This is a genomic window from Streptomyces sp. XH2 (assembly GCF_049725035.1).
In the GTDB taxonomy this organism is placed as follows: domain Bacteria; phylum Actinomycetota; class Actinomycetes; order Streptomycetales; family Streptomycetaceae; genus Streptomyces; species Streptomyces roseoverticillatus.
On sequence record NZ_JBMMMZ010000004.1, the window covers coordinates 194,636 to 208,928 of the forward strand.

The following is a 14,293-nucleotide window of genomic DNA, read 5'->3' on the forward strand; positions in this document are numbered from 1 at the left end:
GTCCCCCCTTCTTTTCTTCCGTAAGGAGTCCCCGCATGTACGCGTCCGTCCGCGACGACCTCCGCGCCACCCTCGACGAGATCCGCGAGGCCGGTCTCTTCAAGCCCGAGCGCGTGATCGGCACCCCGCAGAGCGCCTCCGTCAACGTCACCGCCGGCGGCGCCCCCGGCGACGTCCTGAACTTCTGCGCGAACAACTACCTGGGCCTCGCCGACCACCCCGAGGTCGTCGCCGCCGCCAAGGACGCCCTCGACCGCTGGGGCTACGGCATGGCGTCGGTGCGCTTCATCTGCGGCACGCAGGACGTCCACAAGGAGCTGGAGGCGCGGCTGTCGGCGTTCCTCGGCCAGGAGGACACGATCCTCTACTCCTCCTGCTTCGACGCGAACGGCGGCGTCTTCGAGACCCTGCTCGGCGCCGAGGACGCGGTGATCTCCGACGCCCTCAACCACGCGAGCATCATCGACGGCATCCGCCTGTCCAAGGCCCGCCGCTTCCGCTACGCCAACCGCGACCTGGCGGACCTGGAGAAGCAGCTGCAGGCGGCGAACGAGGGCGGCGCCCGCCGCAAGCTGATCGTCACCGACGGCGTCTTCTCCATGGACGGCTACGTCGCGCCGCTCCGCGAGATCTGCGACCTGGCCGACCGCTACGACGCGATGGTGATGGTCGACGACTCGCACGCCGTCGGCTTCGTCGGCGCGGGCGGCCGCGGCACGCCCGAGCTGCACGGCGTCATGGACCGCGTCGACATCATCACGGGCACCCTCGGCAAGGCGCTCGGCGGCGCCTCCGGCGGCTACGTCGCCGCCCGCGCCGAGATCGTCGCCCTGCTGCGCCAGCGCTCGCGCCCGTACCTCTTCTCCAACTCCCTCGCGCCGGTCATCGCCGCCGCCTCCCTGAAGGTCCTCGACCTGCTGGAGTCCGCCGGCGACCTGCGGGAGAAGCTGAAGGCCAACACCGAGCTGTTCCGCACGAAGATGACCGAGGCGGGCTTCGAGATCCTGCCCGGCGACCACGCCATCGCCCCCGTCATGATCGGCGACGCGGCGGAGGCCGGCCGGATGGCCGAGCTGCTGCTGGAGCGCGGCGTGTACGTCATCGGCTTCTCGTACCCGGTGGTGCCCATGGGCGCGGCCCGCATCCGCGTCCAGCTGTCCGCGGCGCACTCGACCGAGGACGTCGAGCGGGCCGTCGCCGCCTTCGCCGACGCGCGCGAGGCGCTGCGGGGCTGATCCCCCGGTGACCCCGGTGGGGGCCCGGGCCGGGCCCCCACCGGGGTTACCGCGCGTTCCTGGCAAAATGGCCGGGTGATCGACCCCCGGCGGCTGCGCGTCCTGCGGGCCGTGGCGGACCACCGTACGGTGACCGCCGCGGCCGCCGCGCTGTACCTGACCCCCTCGGCCGTCTCCCAGCAGCTCGCCGCGCTGGAGCAGGAGACCGGCCACACCCTGCTGACCCGCAGCGGGCGGGGGGTGCGCCTGACCGCGGCGGGCGAGATCCTGCTGACCCACGCCCACGAGGTCCTCGCGCAGCTGGAGCGGGCCGAGGCCGAGCTCGCCGCGTACGCGGGCGGCACGGCCGGGGAGCTCACCGTCGCGGCGTTCGCGACGGGCATCGCCGAGGTGCTGGCCCCCGTCATCGCGCTCCTCGCCGGCCGCCACCCGGGCATCCGGCTGCGGGTGCGCGACGCGGAGGGCGACGCGAGCCTGCCGATGGTGCTGGACGGGGAGGCCGACGTGGCCCTCGCCGTCGAGTACCGGGGCGCGCCGCGCGAGGACGACCGGCGGCTGGTGCGCGTACCGCTCTACGCCGAGCCGTTCGACGCCGTCCTGCACGCGTCCCACCCGCTGGCGCAGAGCCCCCGCGTGGGCCTGGACCAGCTGGCCGACTGCGACTGGATCGGCCCCTACCCGGGCAACCCGTGCCACGACGTGGTGGTCCTGGCCTGCGAGCTGGCGGGCTTCCAGCCCCGGCTCGTGCACTCCTCCGACGACTTCCGCGCCGTGGTGGCCCTGGCCGGCGCCGGGGCCGGGGTGGCGCTCGTGCCGCGCTCGGCGCTGCGCGGCATGGAGCTGAGGGACACCGTCGTCCGCCCCGTCGGGGGCCTGGCCGCGACGCGCCGCGTGTTCGCCGCGGTGCGCCGGGGCGCCGAGGACCACCCGCTGTTCCGGCCGGTCCTCGACGCGCTCACGGAAGTCGCGGGCTCGCTGTCGACGAACTGACGGGCGTCACGGCCTCAGGACTTCCTCTGGGCTTCCTCAGGGATTCTTCCGGACTTCGGGACTTCGGGACTTCCGGACTTCGGGACTTCAGGACTTCAGGACTTCTTCAGGGTCCACTCGCCCGTCTCGTTGGCGAAGCCGCCGTCCATCGTGAACTGCACCTTGGCCGTCTTGGAGTTCTCGGGGACGGAGAAGACGACCCAGCCGAGGGCCTTGGCGCCCTGGGCGAGGTTCACGGTGACCGGGAACTTCGGGCCCTCGGTGACGCCGCCCATGGTCTGGGTGAAGGCCTGGCCCTGCTCGTCGATGACCTTGGCCCCGCTGGAGGGGCTGTCCGAGTAGGCGACCGTGCCGGTGTTGACGAGCTCGAACTGGGCGGCGACGAAGCGCTTGCCGGCGGACGGCTTGTTGTACTTGTTGTCGGTGTGGGCCGGGTCGGCGAAGCCCTTCAGGGTGACGTCGAGCTGCTCGCCCGCCTTCTTTCCCTTGAGGGTGAGCTTGCCGCCGACGGCGTGGGCGTCGCCGCCCTGGCCCTGACCCTTGTCCTGGCCCTGACCCTTGTCCTTGTCCTGGCCCTTGTCCTGGCCTCCGCCCTGGCCGCCGTTGCCCTGGGCCGCGGGGCTCTGGTCCGCCGAGGCGCTGGCATCGGCCGCGGGGTCGGTGCCGTCGCCGTTGCAGGCGGTGGCGGTGGTCGCGAGCACGATGACGGCCGCGGCGGTGAGGAGCTGACGACGCATGATGGATCCCCCGTAATGGATGCGTTGCATGGTTTGACGTGCACACTTCCGTGCTTGACGTGCACATTCTTACCTCGCCACCGGGCGGGTTCCGGCCAATCGAGGGGTCGACGGGGCTCCTGTGACAATTGAGTGATCAAATCGTGGCATCGGAACATCGGGTCGTGACATCGGGAGCGAACGGAGGCGCCGTGAGCCGTCACGCGCGGCGTACGCCTGCACCGGTCGCCCTGTGGGCCCTGCTCGTCCTCCTGCTCGGCGCGGTCTGCGGCACGGCCGCCGGCAGTGCGGGCAACAGCACCGCCCTTCCTCCCGCCGCCTCCGCCACCGGTTCCGCCGGACAGGTCCGTCCCGCCGTCCACGCGCCCGGCACGCACCCCGCGGCGGCGGACCACGCCCTCGCCGCCCACGGCCTCCACGCGGCCGCGGCGGTCCAGCACACGCGGCTGCCCGGGCTCCCCGGAACGGTGCCCGGCCCGGTGACGGGCCCGCTCGCCGTCCCCCTGCCGCCCGGCGAGCTCGCCGGCCCGCGCCAGGAGCGCGCGCCGCCCGCCACAGCCCCCTCTCCCCGCAGCACGCGCGGTCCTCCCTCCCCACGGAGCAACTGACGCCACGAGCGCGGCCCCTCCGCCCTCCCGGCCCCCGGCCGGAGCGGGCGGACGGCGGCCGGCGCTCCGCCTCGTATGCCGTGAAGTGGAGAACCCATGTCATCCCGCAAGAGCCGGACACCCCGGCCGCGCCGCGCCCCGCTGTGGCGCGCGCTGTTCGCCCTGGCCGCCGTCGCCGCCTCGCTGTACTTCGCCCTGACCACCCCGCCCCGGCTCGGCCTGGACCTGCGCGGCGGCACACAGATCGTGCTGGAGACCCGCAGCGGGCCCGCCGCCCGCGCCGATGCGGCCGCCACCGACCGGGCCCTGGAGGTGCTGCGGCAGCGGGTCGACGCGCTCGGCGTGGCCGAGCCGTCGCTGGCCCGCTCCGGCGAACGCCGCATCGTCGTCGAACTGCCCGGCGTCCAGGACCCCCGCAAGGCCGCCGAGGTCATCGGGCGCACTGCCCAGCTCACCTTCCACCCGGTCCTCGCCACCTCCGCACCGGGCGGCGGCGCGGCGCGCACACTGCCCGACCCCGACGCGCCGGGGCATCAGCTGCGCCTCAGGCCGCCGGCCCTGACCGGCAAGGACGTCGAGGACGCCCGGGCCGTCCTCGACACGCAGAGCGGCGGCGGCTGGACGGTCGCCCTTTCGTTCCGGGGCGGCGGGGAGAAGAGCTGGGCGCGCGTCACGGGCGAGGCCGCCTGCGCCGCCCCCGGGGACGCCGCCCGGCGCGTCGCCATCGTCCTCGACGACCGCGTCGTGTCGGCACCGGCGATGCAGCAGAGCGTGCCGTGCCGCACCGGCATACAGGGCGGCAGCGCGCAGATCACCGGCGGCTTCGGCGACGCCGAGGCCCGCGACCTGGCGGCGCTCGTCAAGGGCGGCGCCCTGCCCGTGCCGGTCGAGGTCGTCGAACAGCGCACCGTCGGGCCGACGCTGGGCGCCGAGGCGATCCGGGCGAGCGCGGCCGCGGCCGTCATCGGCCTCGTGTGCACGGCGGTGTTCGTCATCGCCGTTTACCGGCTGCTGGGCGTCCTGGCCACGGTGGCGCTCGCGCTCTACGGACTCATCTCGTACGCCGCGCTGGTCGCGCTCGGGGCCACGCTCACCCTCCCGGGGCTGGCCGGTTTCGTGCTCGCGATCGGCATGGCCGTGGACGCGAACGTCCTGGTCTTCGAGCGGACCCGCGAGGAGTACGCGCGCCGCCCGGCGGACCCGGCCGCCCCGTCCGGCCTCCGCGGCCCGCTGCACAAGGGCTTCGGCAAGGCGTGGAGCGCCGTCGTCGACTCGAACGTCACCACGCTGCTGGCCGCCGGGCTGCTGTTCTTCTTCGCCACCGGCCCGGTGAAGGGCTTCGGCGTCACCCTGTCCGTGGGCGTCGTGGCCTCCATGGTCTCCGCCCTCGTCATCACACGGGTGCTCGCCGAACGGGCCCTGCGGCTGCGCGGCGTCCGGCGCCGGCCGCGGCTCGCGGGCGTCGCGTCGTCCGGCCGCGTCCGGGCCTTCCTCGCCCGCCGCGGGCCGCGCCTGATGCGCCGCCGGCGCACCTGGCTGGCCGTCAGCGGCGCGCTGCTCGCGCTCGCCGTCACCGGGATCGGGGTGCGCGGACTGCAGCTGGGCGTCGAGTTCACCGGCGGCCGCCTGGTGGAGTACGGCACGAGCCGCCCCGTGGACGCGGAGCGGGCACGGGCCGCGGTCGGTGACGCCGGGTTCCCCCGCGCCGTCGTCCAGAAGGCGGACAACGGGGACGTCGTCGTCCGCTCCGGCGACCTCTCGGACCGCGACCAGCAGCGCATCAGGACGGCCCTGGAGGCGCACGGCGGGACCGTCACCGTCGAGCGCGACGAGCGGATCGGGCCGAGCCTGGGCAGCGAGCTGCGCGACAAGGCGCTGCTCGCCCTGGGCGCCGCCGTGGCCGCCCAGCTCCTGTACCTGAGCGTGCGGTTCCGCTGGACCTTCGCGACCGCGGCGGTGGCGGCGATGGTCCAGGACGTGCTGCTGGTGACGGGGCTGTTCGCGTGGCTGGGCAGGCCGGCCGACAGCGTCTTCCTGGCCGCGCTGCTCACGGTGGTCGGCTACTCCGTCAACGACACGGTGGTCGTCTTCGACCGCATCCGGGAGACACACCGGATCCGGGAGACGCACCGTATCCGGGAGACGCACCGCCGGGCGGGTGCCGGACGGGCCTCGCTCGCGTCGGCCGTCGACAGCGCGATCCTGCAGACGGTGCCGCGCACGCTCAACACCGGTATGGGGGTGCTGTTCGTGCTCACCGCGCTCGCGGTCCTGGGCGGCGACTCGCTCGCCGACTTCTCCCTGGCACTCCTCGCCGGGGTGCTGTTCGGCATCGCCTCGACCGTCCTGACGGCGGCACCGCTCGCGGTGGTCCTCGAAGGACGTCGTCCCGCAGCCGCGGCGGCATCGCCGGCGCCCCGCGGCGGGGCGAAGGCCGGGCGGGGCTCGGGCGCGGTGGTCTGACGGGCTGTCGTGCGCCGCTTCCCGGGCTCGCGGGCTTCCGGGCTTCCGGGCTCCCGGATGGGAAGCGGCGCACGACGGGGTGGGCGGCGGCAGCGCGTCCGCGCGCGGGCCGCCGCCCGTCCTTCACGTCCGCGTGACCGTCCCGCACCCCTCGGCCCTGCCGGTGTCCAGGTCCCGGCTGCGGTCGTAGGGGTCGACGGCGGGGCCGGAGGGGGCCTGGCCGGCGGGCCGTCCCTCGTCGAAGACGGGGTGCAGGAACCCGTCGTGGACACCGCAGGCGGAGTTGGCGATGTCCACGTCGTAGGAGCGGACGGTCAGCCTGCCCGGCGTCACCCGGAACCGCTCGGGGTCGAGGAGGTCGGTGTCCAGGACGCGCCGCACGATGGTGCGCTCGACCGCCCGGGAGCCCTGCACCTGCTTGGTGAGCGGGTAGACGAAGGTGACGTCGGCGTGGATGCCCACGGAGCCGTCCTTGTGCTCCGCGAAGGTGATCCGGCCGCGGGTCTTCACGGTCTCCCCCACCATGCGCACCTCCTTGCCGTCGAAGCGGCTGAAGAGGGTGACCGGGTCGTGGTCCCGGTCCGGCTTGCCGAGGGCGGTGTCGGTGCGGGTGACGAGGTCGTCCTGGTACGGGTCGAGCAAGGCGAGGGCCGCCGCCGGGCGCTCGCCCCGGATGACCGCCGGGTCCAGGTTGGCGGCGACGAGGAAGTCCTTGGCCAGCTTCAGGCCCGCGGCGACCTGCTCCTGCGACATCGTCCCCGCCGCCTGCGCCTCGGGCAGGACGATGCCCGCCGCGCCGTCGGCGTACCGCTCGGCCGGCGATCCGGCGAAGGGCCGGTCGGGGGTGGCGACACCCTCCGTGCTGCCGGGGGCAGCGCTGGGGCGCGTGGTCTCGGGGGCCATGGGCGCCGGGGTGCCGTGGGAGGCCGTCTTCGCGTCGCTCTTCCCGGTGCCCCACTCGACCGGTATCCGGGAGAGGATCAGCGCGGGCCGGAGCACGACCAGGGTGGCCGCGGCGGCGGCCACGACGCCGATCGCACCGAGGATCCGCCGGCTACGGGCCGCCCGCCCGTTCATCTCCTGCCAGGCGGGGCCGGTGCGCCAGCCTTCGGGCTCCTGGGGGGAAACGTTCTTGCTGCGTCTCCCGGACGCAGGCCTCTCGACTGACACGCACGCTCTCGCTTTATCTCGCACTCACCTGTTCGGAGCGGCAACTGTAGACGTGTTCACGCCAGATCTTTCGGGCACCCCGAGCCCCGGGAGCCACGGCGCATGACGTCGCCGAAAATGGCCGGATTTGACCCCTGCCCTGTTCCCTTTTCGGCCCCGGAGGCTCTACCTGTATCGGGGCGGTCTCCGGCCGGCCCCAGGGGCGAGAGGATTTGTACGATGACCTCCGGGATGACCTCGTTCGACAAGATCTACGACCAGCCCGACCCCCGGGCGTACTTCACAGTGCTGGGACCTCTGGAGTACCAGACACCACATCATGCCCAGGCCGTCTTCCGGCGCATGGCCGAGACCCGCAGGGCCACGGCCGCGACCGAGCCGCTGACGGTCGTCGACATCTGCTGCTCCTACGGCATCAACGCGGCACTCCTCAACCACGACGTCACACTGGACGAGCTCTACACGCGCTACACCTCCCCGCAGGTCGCGCCGCTCACCACCGCCGAGCTCATCGAGGACGACCGGGCGTACTTCGCGGCACGGCGGCGGCCCGGGGCCGCCCGGGTCGTCGGCATCGACGTGGCCTCGCAGGCCGTCTCCTACGCCCGGGCCGTCGGGCTGCTCGACGAGGGCTCCGCCGAGAACCTGGAGACCGCCGAGCCCAGCCCCGAGCTGCTGCGGCAGACGCGGCGGGCCCGGCTCATCACCATCACCGGCGGCACCACGTTCCTGTCGGCCAGAACCCTCAAGGCGCTCACGGCGGACACCGACGAACCGGCCTGGGTGGCCTCGTTCGTCCTCCGCACCGCCTCGTACGCCCCGATCGCCGACGCCCTGGCCGCACACGGCCTGCACACCGAGAAGTACACGGCCCGCACGTTCCCCCAGCGCCACTTCAGCGGCCCGGAGGAGCAGGGCTACGCGGTCGCGGCCGTCGAGGCCGCGGGCGAGGACCCCCGGGGCAAGGAGACCGAGGGCTACTTCCACACGACGCTGTACGTCTCCCGCCCCGCGCAGGACGCAGCGGCCCACCCCCTCGCGGAGCTCCTGGCGGACATCTGACCGCCGGGCACACGCGCGAACAACGGCGGGTTCACGGCAGGGCGACGGACGTCTTCCGGCCATGAACCCGCTACGGGCGGACGCCGCCGGCCGGCTCGTACGGGCGCTCCTGCGGCAGCCTGCTGCGGGCCTCGTCCAGGTCGCCCGCGGTGACCAGGCCGTGGATCTCGCGGGCCAGTGGCGTCACGTCCGTGATGGAAACCGTCCACTCGTCGGCGTAACGACGCGCCGCCTCACCCGCCAGCCCTAGCTGGAGGGAGCGGTGGGGCAGAGCCCAGAGGCGCAGGTCGCGTTCGGGGTCCCACTGCACGCGGGCCGGCGACGCCTTCAGCTCGCGCCGCCAGGCGGCCTGATCGGCGTGGACGTCCCGGTCGTAGTGGGACAGACAGGCATTGGCCAGGGCCCAGTCGAAGCCCGCGCGATCGATCTCGATCGCAAGGACGCACTCCTGGTCGGCCTTGGTGGCCCACCCGCAGCGATACATCATCCAGAGGAAGGACGGCTTGATCCAAGTCAAGCGGTGTTCGTAGTCCTTTTGGGCTTGGTCGCATTCGCGCAGGTCACCGCACAGCTATCGCATCCAGGTGAGCGCGTGCCGAACGGGAGAAGCTGTCCAGGAGCGCCTTCCCCTTGGCAGCAGTGGCCAGCGACGGCTGACCGATGATCCCGTTGGTGGTGTAGCCCGCCATGCCCAGGGTGAGCAGATGAGGGCGTCTGGGGGCCGAGTGGTCGTCTCGCTCGATGCCCTCGTGCACGAGATGCGGCGCGCCGTGGAGGAGCAGGGAGACCTCGAACTCCCCTCCGTGCATGTCCTCGGCGCTGCTGCTCTCCAACTCGGCATCGGCGCGGGCCCGGGCTCGGTCATCACTGACGGGGAAGAGGGCGACTCGGGGACCGGTGACGTTCAGTTCCTGGACGACGTTCGACAGGACGTAGTTGCCGCCGTGACCATTGACGATGATCAGCCCGGGATGCCCCGAGGCTTCAAGAGATCGCCAGATGTCGTTGACCATGGCGTACAGCGTCCCGGCACTGATGCTGACCGTGCCGGCCATCGGGGCGTGCTCATGAGAACAAGCCATAGTGATCGGTGGCAGCAGGAAGAGGCCATGGTCATCGGCCAACCGACGAGCGATCAGGCAGGCAATGACGGTGTCGGTGATCAGGGGCAAGTGGTCGCCGTGTTGCTCGAAGCTCCCGATGGGCAGGACGGCGACGGCGGGACCTCGGCGGCGCTCGTCGCCGGTGGTGGCTTGCGTGATCAGTTCGTCCATGATTCCAGCATCTCTCATCACTTCCAGGCTAGTCATGCCGCGAACTGGTCACGAACGATCGCGTAGCGTTCAAGAAAGGCCGATACAGCGGGTAGTTGCCGCTCTCCCGTCAGGGAGTCCACCACCGCCGAAAGCTCGCCGAAGGTACGGGCCGACCCGGTGTGCCTGACGATCCCGAGAGACCTCGTTGCCGCCTCGGCTCCGCGCTCCAGCTCACCGGCGCGGACGTACGCGCGGGCGAGCCGTGCGAGGTAGACGCCACGGTCATTGCGGTAGACCTGCGGCAACTCTGCCAAGTGTCCTTCGAACAGCTCGATGGCCTGTTGAGGCTTGCCGAGATCGATCCAGCAGTTCGCACGCTGCATCTCGATGTACGTCGGCGTGCAGTACGAGGTGTCGAGCTCGGTGGCCGGCCCGGCCTCGGCTGGTTCGGCAACGAGGGCGCGCGCTTCATCGAACCGCGCCAGGGCCGCCTTCGGATTCCGCATCAGTGCGTACCCCTGGGCCTCCTGCTGGGCGGCAAGCGCCGCGATCTGAGGCGAGAGTCCGGGCAGGCGCTGCGCCGCCTTGGCCAGCCCGACAGCCCTGTCTGCACTGGCGCGGGCAGTCGCCTGGTTGCTCTTGCGGAAGAGGATGTACGACTGCATGTGATCGTCTGCTGCCTCTTGCGCCCACTCCATCGCGCGATCGGACCAGAGCGCCGCGCGTCGGAAGTCGCCCAGGTCCTGGTACAGCCACCCGATGAACTCGGCGACTCGTCCGCCGATCTGCAGAAGCGCTTCCCGCGGCGCCCCAGTGCTGCCGCTCTCCAGCAGCCTCGTGATGGTCTGGGCGTGCTGGACGACGGCAGGGATGGTGTGACGGGCCCCGAAAAAGTTCGAGCTCTTGTAGTGCTGGGGCAGTTGGCTCTCGATGAGCGTGGCAACGAACTCCGGGTCGGCAAGGTCATCGTCCGGCCCAGTCTCGGCCGGGCAACCGAACGGGTCCACGTCGGAGGAGGCCACCGGCACGGCCACCGGGGCATCGTCTGCCTCCCAGTCACGGCGGGCGAGGCCCAACATGCTGCCCGGGATCCGCAGGCCATCAGCAACGCGCTCAACGACGCTGATGTTGGTGATCTCGCGCTTCCCCTTGATGATCTCTCCGACAGCACTCGGCGTCATCTCAACGCACCGCGCGAGGCGCGAAGGGTAGAGGCCTGCCCGCCTCGCCAACTGGAAGATCGCGGAGAAGTCGCGGACGCGACACGCCTCGATCATCGCTTCCTCTCGCAGCAAGCGTGCCGGGACGCCTTGGTGCGGCTCGGACTTGGGCATGAGCGGGGCTCCGGGGAGGGACGGAAACCGCGGTGGAGGCCATGCGGGTCGGGTTACCGGCGATGTTACCCACCATGGGTAACCATGCCGGGCTCGTTTCTCGAACTGTCACCCGTGATGCTGCTTGGCATGGAGAGACGACAGGAAGACGCGAACGGCGAAGAGGTGAAGCGGCGTTGGCCCCGACACCCGCGCTGCGTCGGCCTGGCGCGCGCGGAACTACGCATGGCACTGGAGACGTGGGGGCTGACGTCGATCGAGGACGAGGCGCTCCTGGTCCTCTCCGAGCTGCTGACCAATGCCGTGGTGCATGGGCGGGTCTCGCCGGGCCGGGAGATCGAGACCCGGTTCCGGCTGGAGGCGGGCGCTCTCCGGATCAGGGTCGATGACGCCTGCAAGAGGTGGCCTTCCGTAGGTCCCCAGAGCGACGAGGGAGGCCGCGGACTTCCTCTGGTGGCCGCGCTGTCGACCTCCTGGGGTGTGAGCAACCGGGTGGGCGTCGGCAAATCAGTGTGGGCGGTGCCGGCAGTACCGGCCGTGAAGGGAGATCACAGTGGCACGCATCAGTGCGTCGCAGCTGCAGCGCGGTGACATGGTGAGCCTCAGGGGCGACATCCGCGAGATCAAGGACATCCGCGATATGGAGACGTCGCGCGGTACGGAGTTGGTGCTGGTCTTCAAGACCGGATCCCCTTTGCGCCTACATCCGACGGACGAGGTCCAGACGTCGCTGTACTGGCGTCAGCTGAGGCGATGACGGCGGCTCGCCGGCGTCTCTTGGAGCAGGGGCTGGACGAGACGCTGAAAGGCCTTCGTCTCCGCCTGCCTCCGGTGACGCGGGAGGAGAGCGAAGCTGCGTTGCGGCGGATCCTTGATCGCGTAGCTCGGCGACAACGGGACGGGCAAGCGCCCCCGTAGACGGGGCGAGGACTGCCTCGACTCGGGGGCATCCGGCGGCGGTTGTCTGCTTCAGCCGCTGCCGGCGGTCCGGCCTTGAGCGACGTACGGAGCCAGGGGCCGGGCCGCACGCGACGGGCTACATACGGAGAAGGCAGTGATGACACTGACGTCGGCGGCTCGAAGGGTCGCACTGCGTGTCCTTCGACGGGTGGATGAGAGCTGGTACTGGTTCTATCAATGGGCCTTGATCAAGTTTGAAGTTGATCCTGGTCTGGCTGATGCCATGTACCGGGATGCTCTGTGAAGGGCCGGGGCGAGCGGGAAGGACAGGTGCCCCCATAGACGGGGCGGGGGCTGCCTCACTTCGGGAGGGTCCGGCAGCCTTCGCCCTCTGGTTCCCTCGGGGACGGCGCGCACGGTGATTTCGCCGGTCTGCTGTGGGCGCTGCGGCTCCCCCCCCCCACCCCGAGGGGAGGCGGTGCTGGTCGCCTCACCGCCCGCGGCCCTGCTCCACTGTCAGCGATCAACCGGGGCAGGGCCGTGCACGACGACCAAATAGAAAACCGGACCACCCCTGAGCCTGGAAGCAAGAGAGGTGGTCCGGCAGGAGACCGTCAAGATCCCCGGTGCCGATGGTACCGGGGTGGTCGCCGTGTGTCAGTGCGGTGAACCCCACCGTGGTGCCAGTCCAGTTCGTAACGAAGGGATATGGGGCAGATGGGGTTCGACGTCGAGGAGTTCGACCCGGATGACGTGCTGTGGGTGCGCGGGGTGGACTACGTGGCCGGCTGGCGTGAGGCGACGGATGCGGCGGCGGACTTAGTGGCGGTGCTGACCGCGGCCGGGGTGCCGCTGGACGGTGCGCGGGCTACGGCGCGGTCGGGGGCGGACGGGTCGGGGGTGGTGCGGCTGGTGTGGTCGGCGGAGACCGTGCGGGCCGTTGCGGAGCTCGTGCGCGGGGACGGTCCGGAACCGCTGGCGGCTTGAGCCTCAGCCACAGACCAGGGTCAGGCGGACGCTCGGCCACGATGGTGATCGACTGAGCAGATGCGCCCATGCCGGGCTCAGCCACATCGCGGCAGCTGCCCGCTCCCCATCAGCTACGGACGAAGGGCGCGGTCTCCTCACACGCCCGCATCCGCGACGGCGCGAGTACGGCGCCCGACCTCCCACCGGCCGCACAGCTCGACCACCGAAGCCGCGCCCCCCACCTCTCCCCCCGCTGCCAGCCTCCTTAACGCGCGCAACGACGATGCCAACAGTCGGCATATCACCCGCCATGTGTACCGCCGCTAGCCGGCGCTGCAGCTGCCGTCGTGGTCGACGACAAGGTTGATCGCACCGTGGCCCCTGGCGGGCATGTAGTGTTCGTCGCCCTCGAATACGGCGTTGTACCCGTTGGCGATCGTGTCCACTGATGCCGGGCCCAGGCTGATCGCCCCGGTGCAGGCGGCTTCTCCGTGGGAATCTGTCACAGCCCGGCAGATTTCGCGGCCGCTGCCGTTCAACAACATCACGTGCTTGCCCGCCAGCGGCTTGTTGTCCAATGCGTCGTAGAGGAATGCCTGGCCACCCATGAAAGGAGGCAGCAGGTTCGCCGAGCCCTGGTGAACGACCATCCGAGCTGGGCGGAGCTCGCCGGAGTGGCCGGGGCTGGCTACAGCGGCTTGTGTTCCGCTGACCGAGGCGGCTACGGCGAGTGTGGCAGTGCAAACCCAGCGCCGCTTGTTGATAAGCATGGCAGCTCCTGTGATGGTTCCGGTGGATTCAGATCGTCATGCAAGCCGATCAACGGATGTGGGTGCGGGTGGTTCTCCGCGGCTGCCCGCAACCACCCGACTTGGGTAAGGCTTGGCAGAGGGTGACGCCCCTCGAAGGCCTATGGGCCTTGCGGGTGTCCGCCGATACCAGGAGGAGCCTGGCTGTGAAACAGGCGCCCGGCTGTCGGCCGACGGGCCTTCCTGATGGGTTCGGAGCGTTGCCCGCTAGAGCTGTCGCCCTTGTCGGCCTGCACCACCGACAGTCAGCCACGATGGCGGGGCGGCCGGACGATCACCCGTCACGTGTGCACCTGTGCCATGTTCCGGTCTCAGCCAAGCTACCGATGTCTTTTTCTCACGTCACGGCCGGTACCGCCCGAGACTCCGCGGCGATGCTGCTGTCCCCCTCCCGCAGACAACGACGGTGGTGCCACGCGAAGCGAGCCAAGCCACCGACCGTCAGCCCCCGCCGGTCCGCGGCCTGCGATCGGCCGGCTCCCGGTCCGCTCTTGCTGACCGCGGCTGGTAACCGTCGGGATGTCGAAGTGCCTGGCGTCGTGCCGTCGGCCCCGGGGTACTCGTGGCGTCTTCACGCCGTGGCGGGCCCGTGGTGTGCGTGGGCGGTGGGGCGTCCGGCGGGACCGGCCGCCAGGCCGCAGCCCGCCGGGGCGCCCCCGGCCGCCCGGCGCGCCGCAGGCGCGCCCTTGAGGAAGTGAAGAAGATTTCGACCGATTGCCGGTTCCCCGGCACCGCTCGGTGCGAGTAGTCACCGTCTCCC

The 14,293-nt window shown here is 71.5% G+C and carries 13 protein-coding genes and 1 pseudogene; 8 read left to right on the plus strand and 6 right to left on the minus strand.

Annotation, left to right across the window (positions count from 1 at the left end):
* Positions 1 to 35: 35 nt before the first annotated feature.
* Both ACOTKD_RS10325 and ACOTKD_RS10330 read left to right on the plus strand, forming a co-directional pair.
* Positions 36 to 1,235, plus strand: coding sequence for a glycine C-acetyltransferase (locus ACOTKD_RS10325; RefSeq protein WP_424888581.1), 1,200 nt, complete (start codon positions 36 to 38; stop codon positions 1,233 to 1,235).
* A gap of 75 nt (positions 1,236 to 1,310) precedes the next feature.
* Positions 1,311 to 2,225, plus strand: coding sequence for a LysR family transcriptional regulator (locus ACOTKD_RS10330; protein ID WP_424888582.1), 915 nt, complete (start codon positions 1,311 to 1,313; stop codon positions 2,223 to 2,225).
* Between the two features lie 95 nt (positions 2,226 to 2,320).
* On the opposite strand, the gene ACOTKD_RS10335 is transcribed toward ACOTKD_RS10330, so the two are convergent.
* The gene (locus ACOTKD_RS10335; protein WP_424888583.1) at positions 2,321 to 2,962 is read right to left on the minus strand and encodes a DUF4352 domain-containing protein; all 642 of its coding nucleotides are present in this window, start codon (positions 2,960 to 2,962) and stop codon (positions 2,321 to 2,323) included.
* Positions 2,963 to 3,153: 191 nt separating this feature from the next.
* On the opposite strand from ACOTKD_RS10335, the gene ACOTKD_RS10340 reads away from it, so the two are divergent.
* Both ACOTKD_RS10340 and secD read left to right on the plus strand, forming a co-directional pair.
* Positions 3,154 to 3,570, plus strand: coding sequence for a hypothetical protein (locus tag ACOTKD_RS10340; RefSeq protein ID WP_424888584.1), 417 nt, complete (start codon positions 3,154 to 3,156; stop codon positions 3,568 to 3,570).
* Between the two features lie 96 nt (positions 3,571 to 3,666).
* On the plus strand, positions 3,667 to 6,033 hold the full coding sequence (secD, locus tag ACOTKD_RS10345; RefSeq protein ID WP_424888585.1) for a protein translocase subunit SecD: 2,367 nt from the start codon (positions 3,667 to 3,669) through the stop codon (positions 6,031 to 6,033).
* A gap of 123 nt (positions 6,034 to 6,156) precedes the next feature.
* Here secD and ACOTKD_RS10350 read toward each other — a convergent pair whose 3' ends face one another.
* On the minus strand, positions 6,157 to 7,203 hold the full coding sequence (locus tag ACOTKD_RS10350) for a hypothetical protein (RefSeq protein WP_424888586.1): 1,047 nt from the start codon (positions 7,201 to 7,203) through the stop codon (positions 6,157 to 6,159).
* Between the two features lie 219 nt (positions 7,204 to 7,422).
* On the opposite strand from ACOTKD_RS10350, the gene ACOTKD_RS10355 reads away from it, so the two are divergent.
* Entirely contained in the window at positions 7,423 to 8,265 is an 843-nt protein-coding gene (locus ACOTKD_RS10355; protein ID WP_424888587.1) for a hypothetical protein, read from the plus strand.
* Positions 8,266 to 8,335: 70 nt separating this feature from the next.
* On the opposite strand, the pseudogene ACOTKD_RS10360 reads toward ACOTKD_RS10355, so the two are convergent.
* From ACOTKD_RS10360 to ACOTKD_RS10370, 3 genes and pseudogenes are all read right to left on the minus strand, one after another.
* Positions 8,336 to 8,785: pseudogene (locus ACOTKD_RS10360) on the minus strand (DUF4291 domain-containing protein); the annotation flags it as partial.
* 40 nt (positions 8,786 to 8,825) lie between these two features.
* Positions 8,826 to 9,539, minus strand: a complete 714-nt coding sequence (locus ACOTKD_RS10365; protein ID WP_424888588.1) for a creatininase family protein — start codon at positions 9,537 to 9,539, stop codon at positions 8,826 to 8,828.
* 32 nt (positions 9,540 to 9,571) lie between these two features.
* The gene (locus ACOTKD_RS10370; RefSeq protein WP_424888589.1) at positions 9,572 to 10,855 is read right to left on the minus strand and encodes a hypothetical protein; all 1,284 of its coding nucleotides are present in this window, start codon (positions 10,853 to 10,855) and stop codon (positions 9,572 to 9,574) included.
* Between the two features lie 84 nt (positions 10,856 to 10,939).
* Between ACOTKD_RS10370 and ACOTKD_RS10375 the strand changes: the two genes are divergently transcribed.
* The 3 genes from ACOTKD_RS10375 (at position 10,940) to ACOTKD_RS10385 (ending at position 12,742) form a co-directional block, all read left to right on the plus strand.
* Complete coding sequence (locus ACOTKD_RS10375) at positions 10,940 to 11,446, plus strand: ATP-binding protein (RefSeq protein WP_424888590.1); 507 nt, start codon at positions 10,940 to 10,942, stop codon at positions 11,444 to 11,446.
* A 1-nt stretch (position 11,447) separates the two neighbouring features.
* Complete coding sequence (locus ACOTKD_RS10380; RefSeq protein ID WP_424888591.1) at positions 11,448 to 11,612, plus strand: hypothetical protein; 165 nt, start codon at positions 11,448 to 11,450, stop codon at positions 11,610 to 11,612.
* A gap of 851 nt (positions 11,613 to 12,463) precedes the next feature.
* Positions 12,464 to 12,742 carry a hypothetical protein gene (locus ACOTKD_RS10385; RefSeq protein ID WP_424888592.1) on the plus strand — a complete coding sequence of 93 codons (279 nt, stop codon included), beginning with the start codon at positions 12,464 to 12,466 and terminating at the stop codon, positions 12,740 to 12,742.
* A 305-nt stretch (positions 12,743 to 13,047) separates the two neighbouring features.
* On the opposite strand, the gene ACOTKD_RS10390 is transcribed toward ACOTKD_RS10385, so the two are convergent.
* Complete coding sequence (locus ACOTKD_RS10390) at positions 13,048 to 13,494, minus strand: hypothetical protein (RefSeq protein WP_424888593.1); 447 nt, start codon at positions 13,492 to 13,494, stop codon at positions 13,048 to 13,050.
* Between the last annotated feature and the right edge of the window lie 799 nt (positions 13,495 to 14,293).

Coding starts and splice junctions, on each gene's coding strand:
- ACOTKD_RS10375 (WP_424888590.1), top strand. CDS start 10,940: ATGCCGGGCTCGTTTCTCGAACTGTCACCCGTGATGCTGCTTGGCATG.
- ACOTKD_RS10380 (WP_424888591.1), top strand. CDS start 11,448: ATGGTGAGCCTCAGGGGCGACATCCGCGAGATCAAGGACATCCGCGAT.
- ACOTKD_RS10325 (WP_424888581.1), top strand. CDS start 36: ATGTACGCGTCCGTCCGCGACGACCTCCGCGCCACCCTCGACGAGATC.
- secD (WP_424888585.1), top strand. CDS start 3,667: ATGTCATCCCGCAAGAGCCGGACACCCCGGCCGCGCCGCGCCCCGCTG.
- ACOTKD_RS10390 (WP_424888593.1), bottom strand. CDS start 13,494: ATGCTTATCAACAAGCGGCGCTGGGTTTGCACTGCCACACTCGCCGTA.
- ACOTKD_RS10370 (WP_424888589.1), bottom strand. CDS start 10,855: ATGCCCAAGTCCGAGCCGCACCAAGGCGTCCCGGCACGCTTGCTGCGA.
- ACOTKD_RS10365 (WP_424888588.1), bottom strand. CDS start 9,539: ATGGACGAACTGATCACGCAAGCCACCACCGGCGACGAGCGCCGCCGA.
- ACOTKD_RS10335 (WP_424888583.1), bottom strand. CDS start 2,962: ATGCGTCGTCAGCTCCTCACCGCCGCGGCCGTCATCGTGCTCGCGACC.
- ACOTKD_RS10355 (WP_424888587.1), top strand. CDS start 7,423: ATGACCTCCGGGATGACCTCGTTCGACAAGATCTACGACCAGCCCGAC.
- ACOTKD_RS10385 (WP_424888592.1), top strand. CDS start 12,464: ATGGGGCAGATGGGGTTCGACGTCGAGGAGTTCGACCCGGATGACGTG.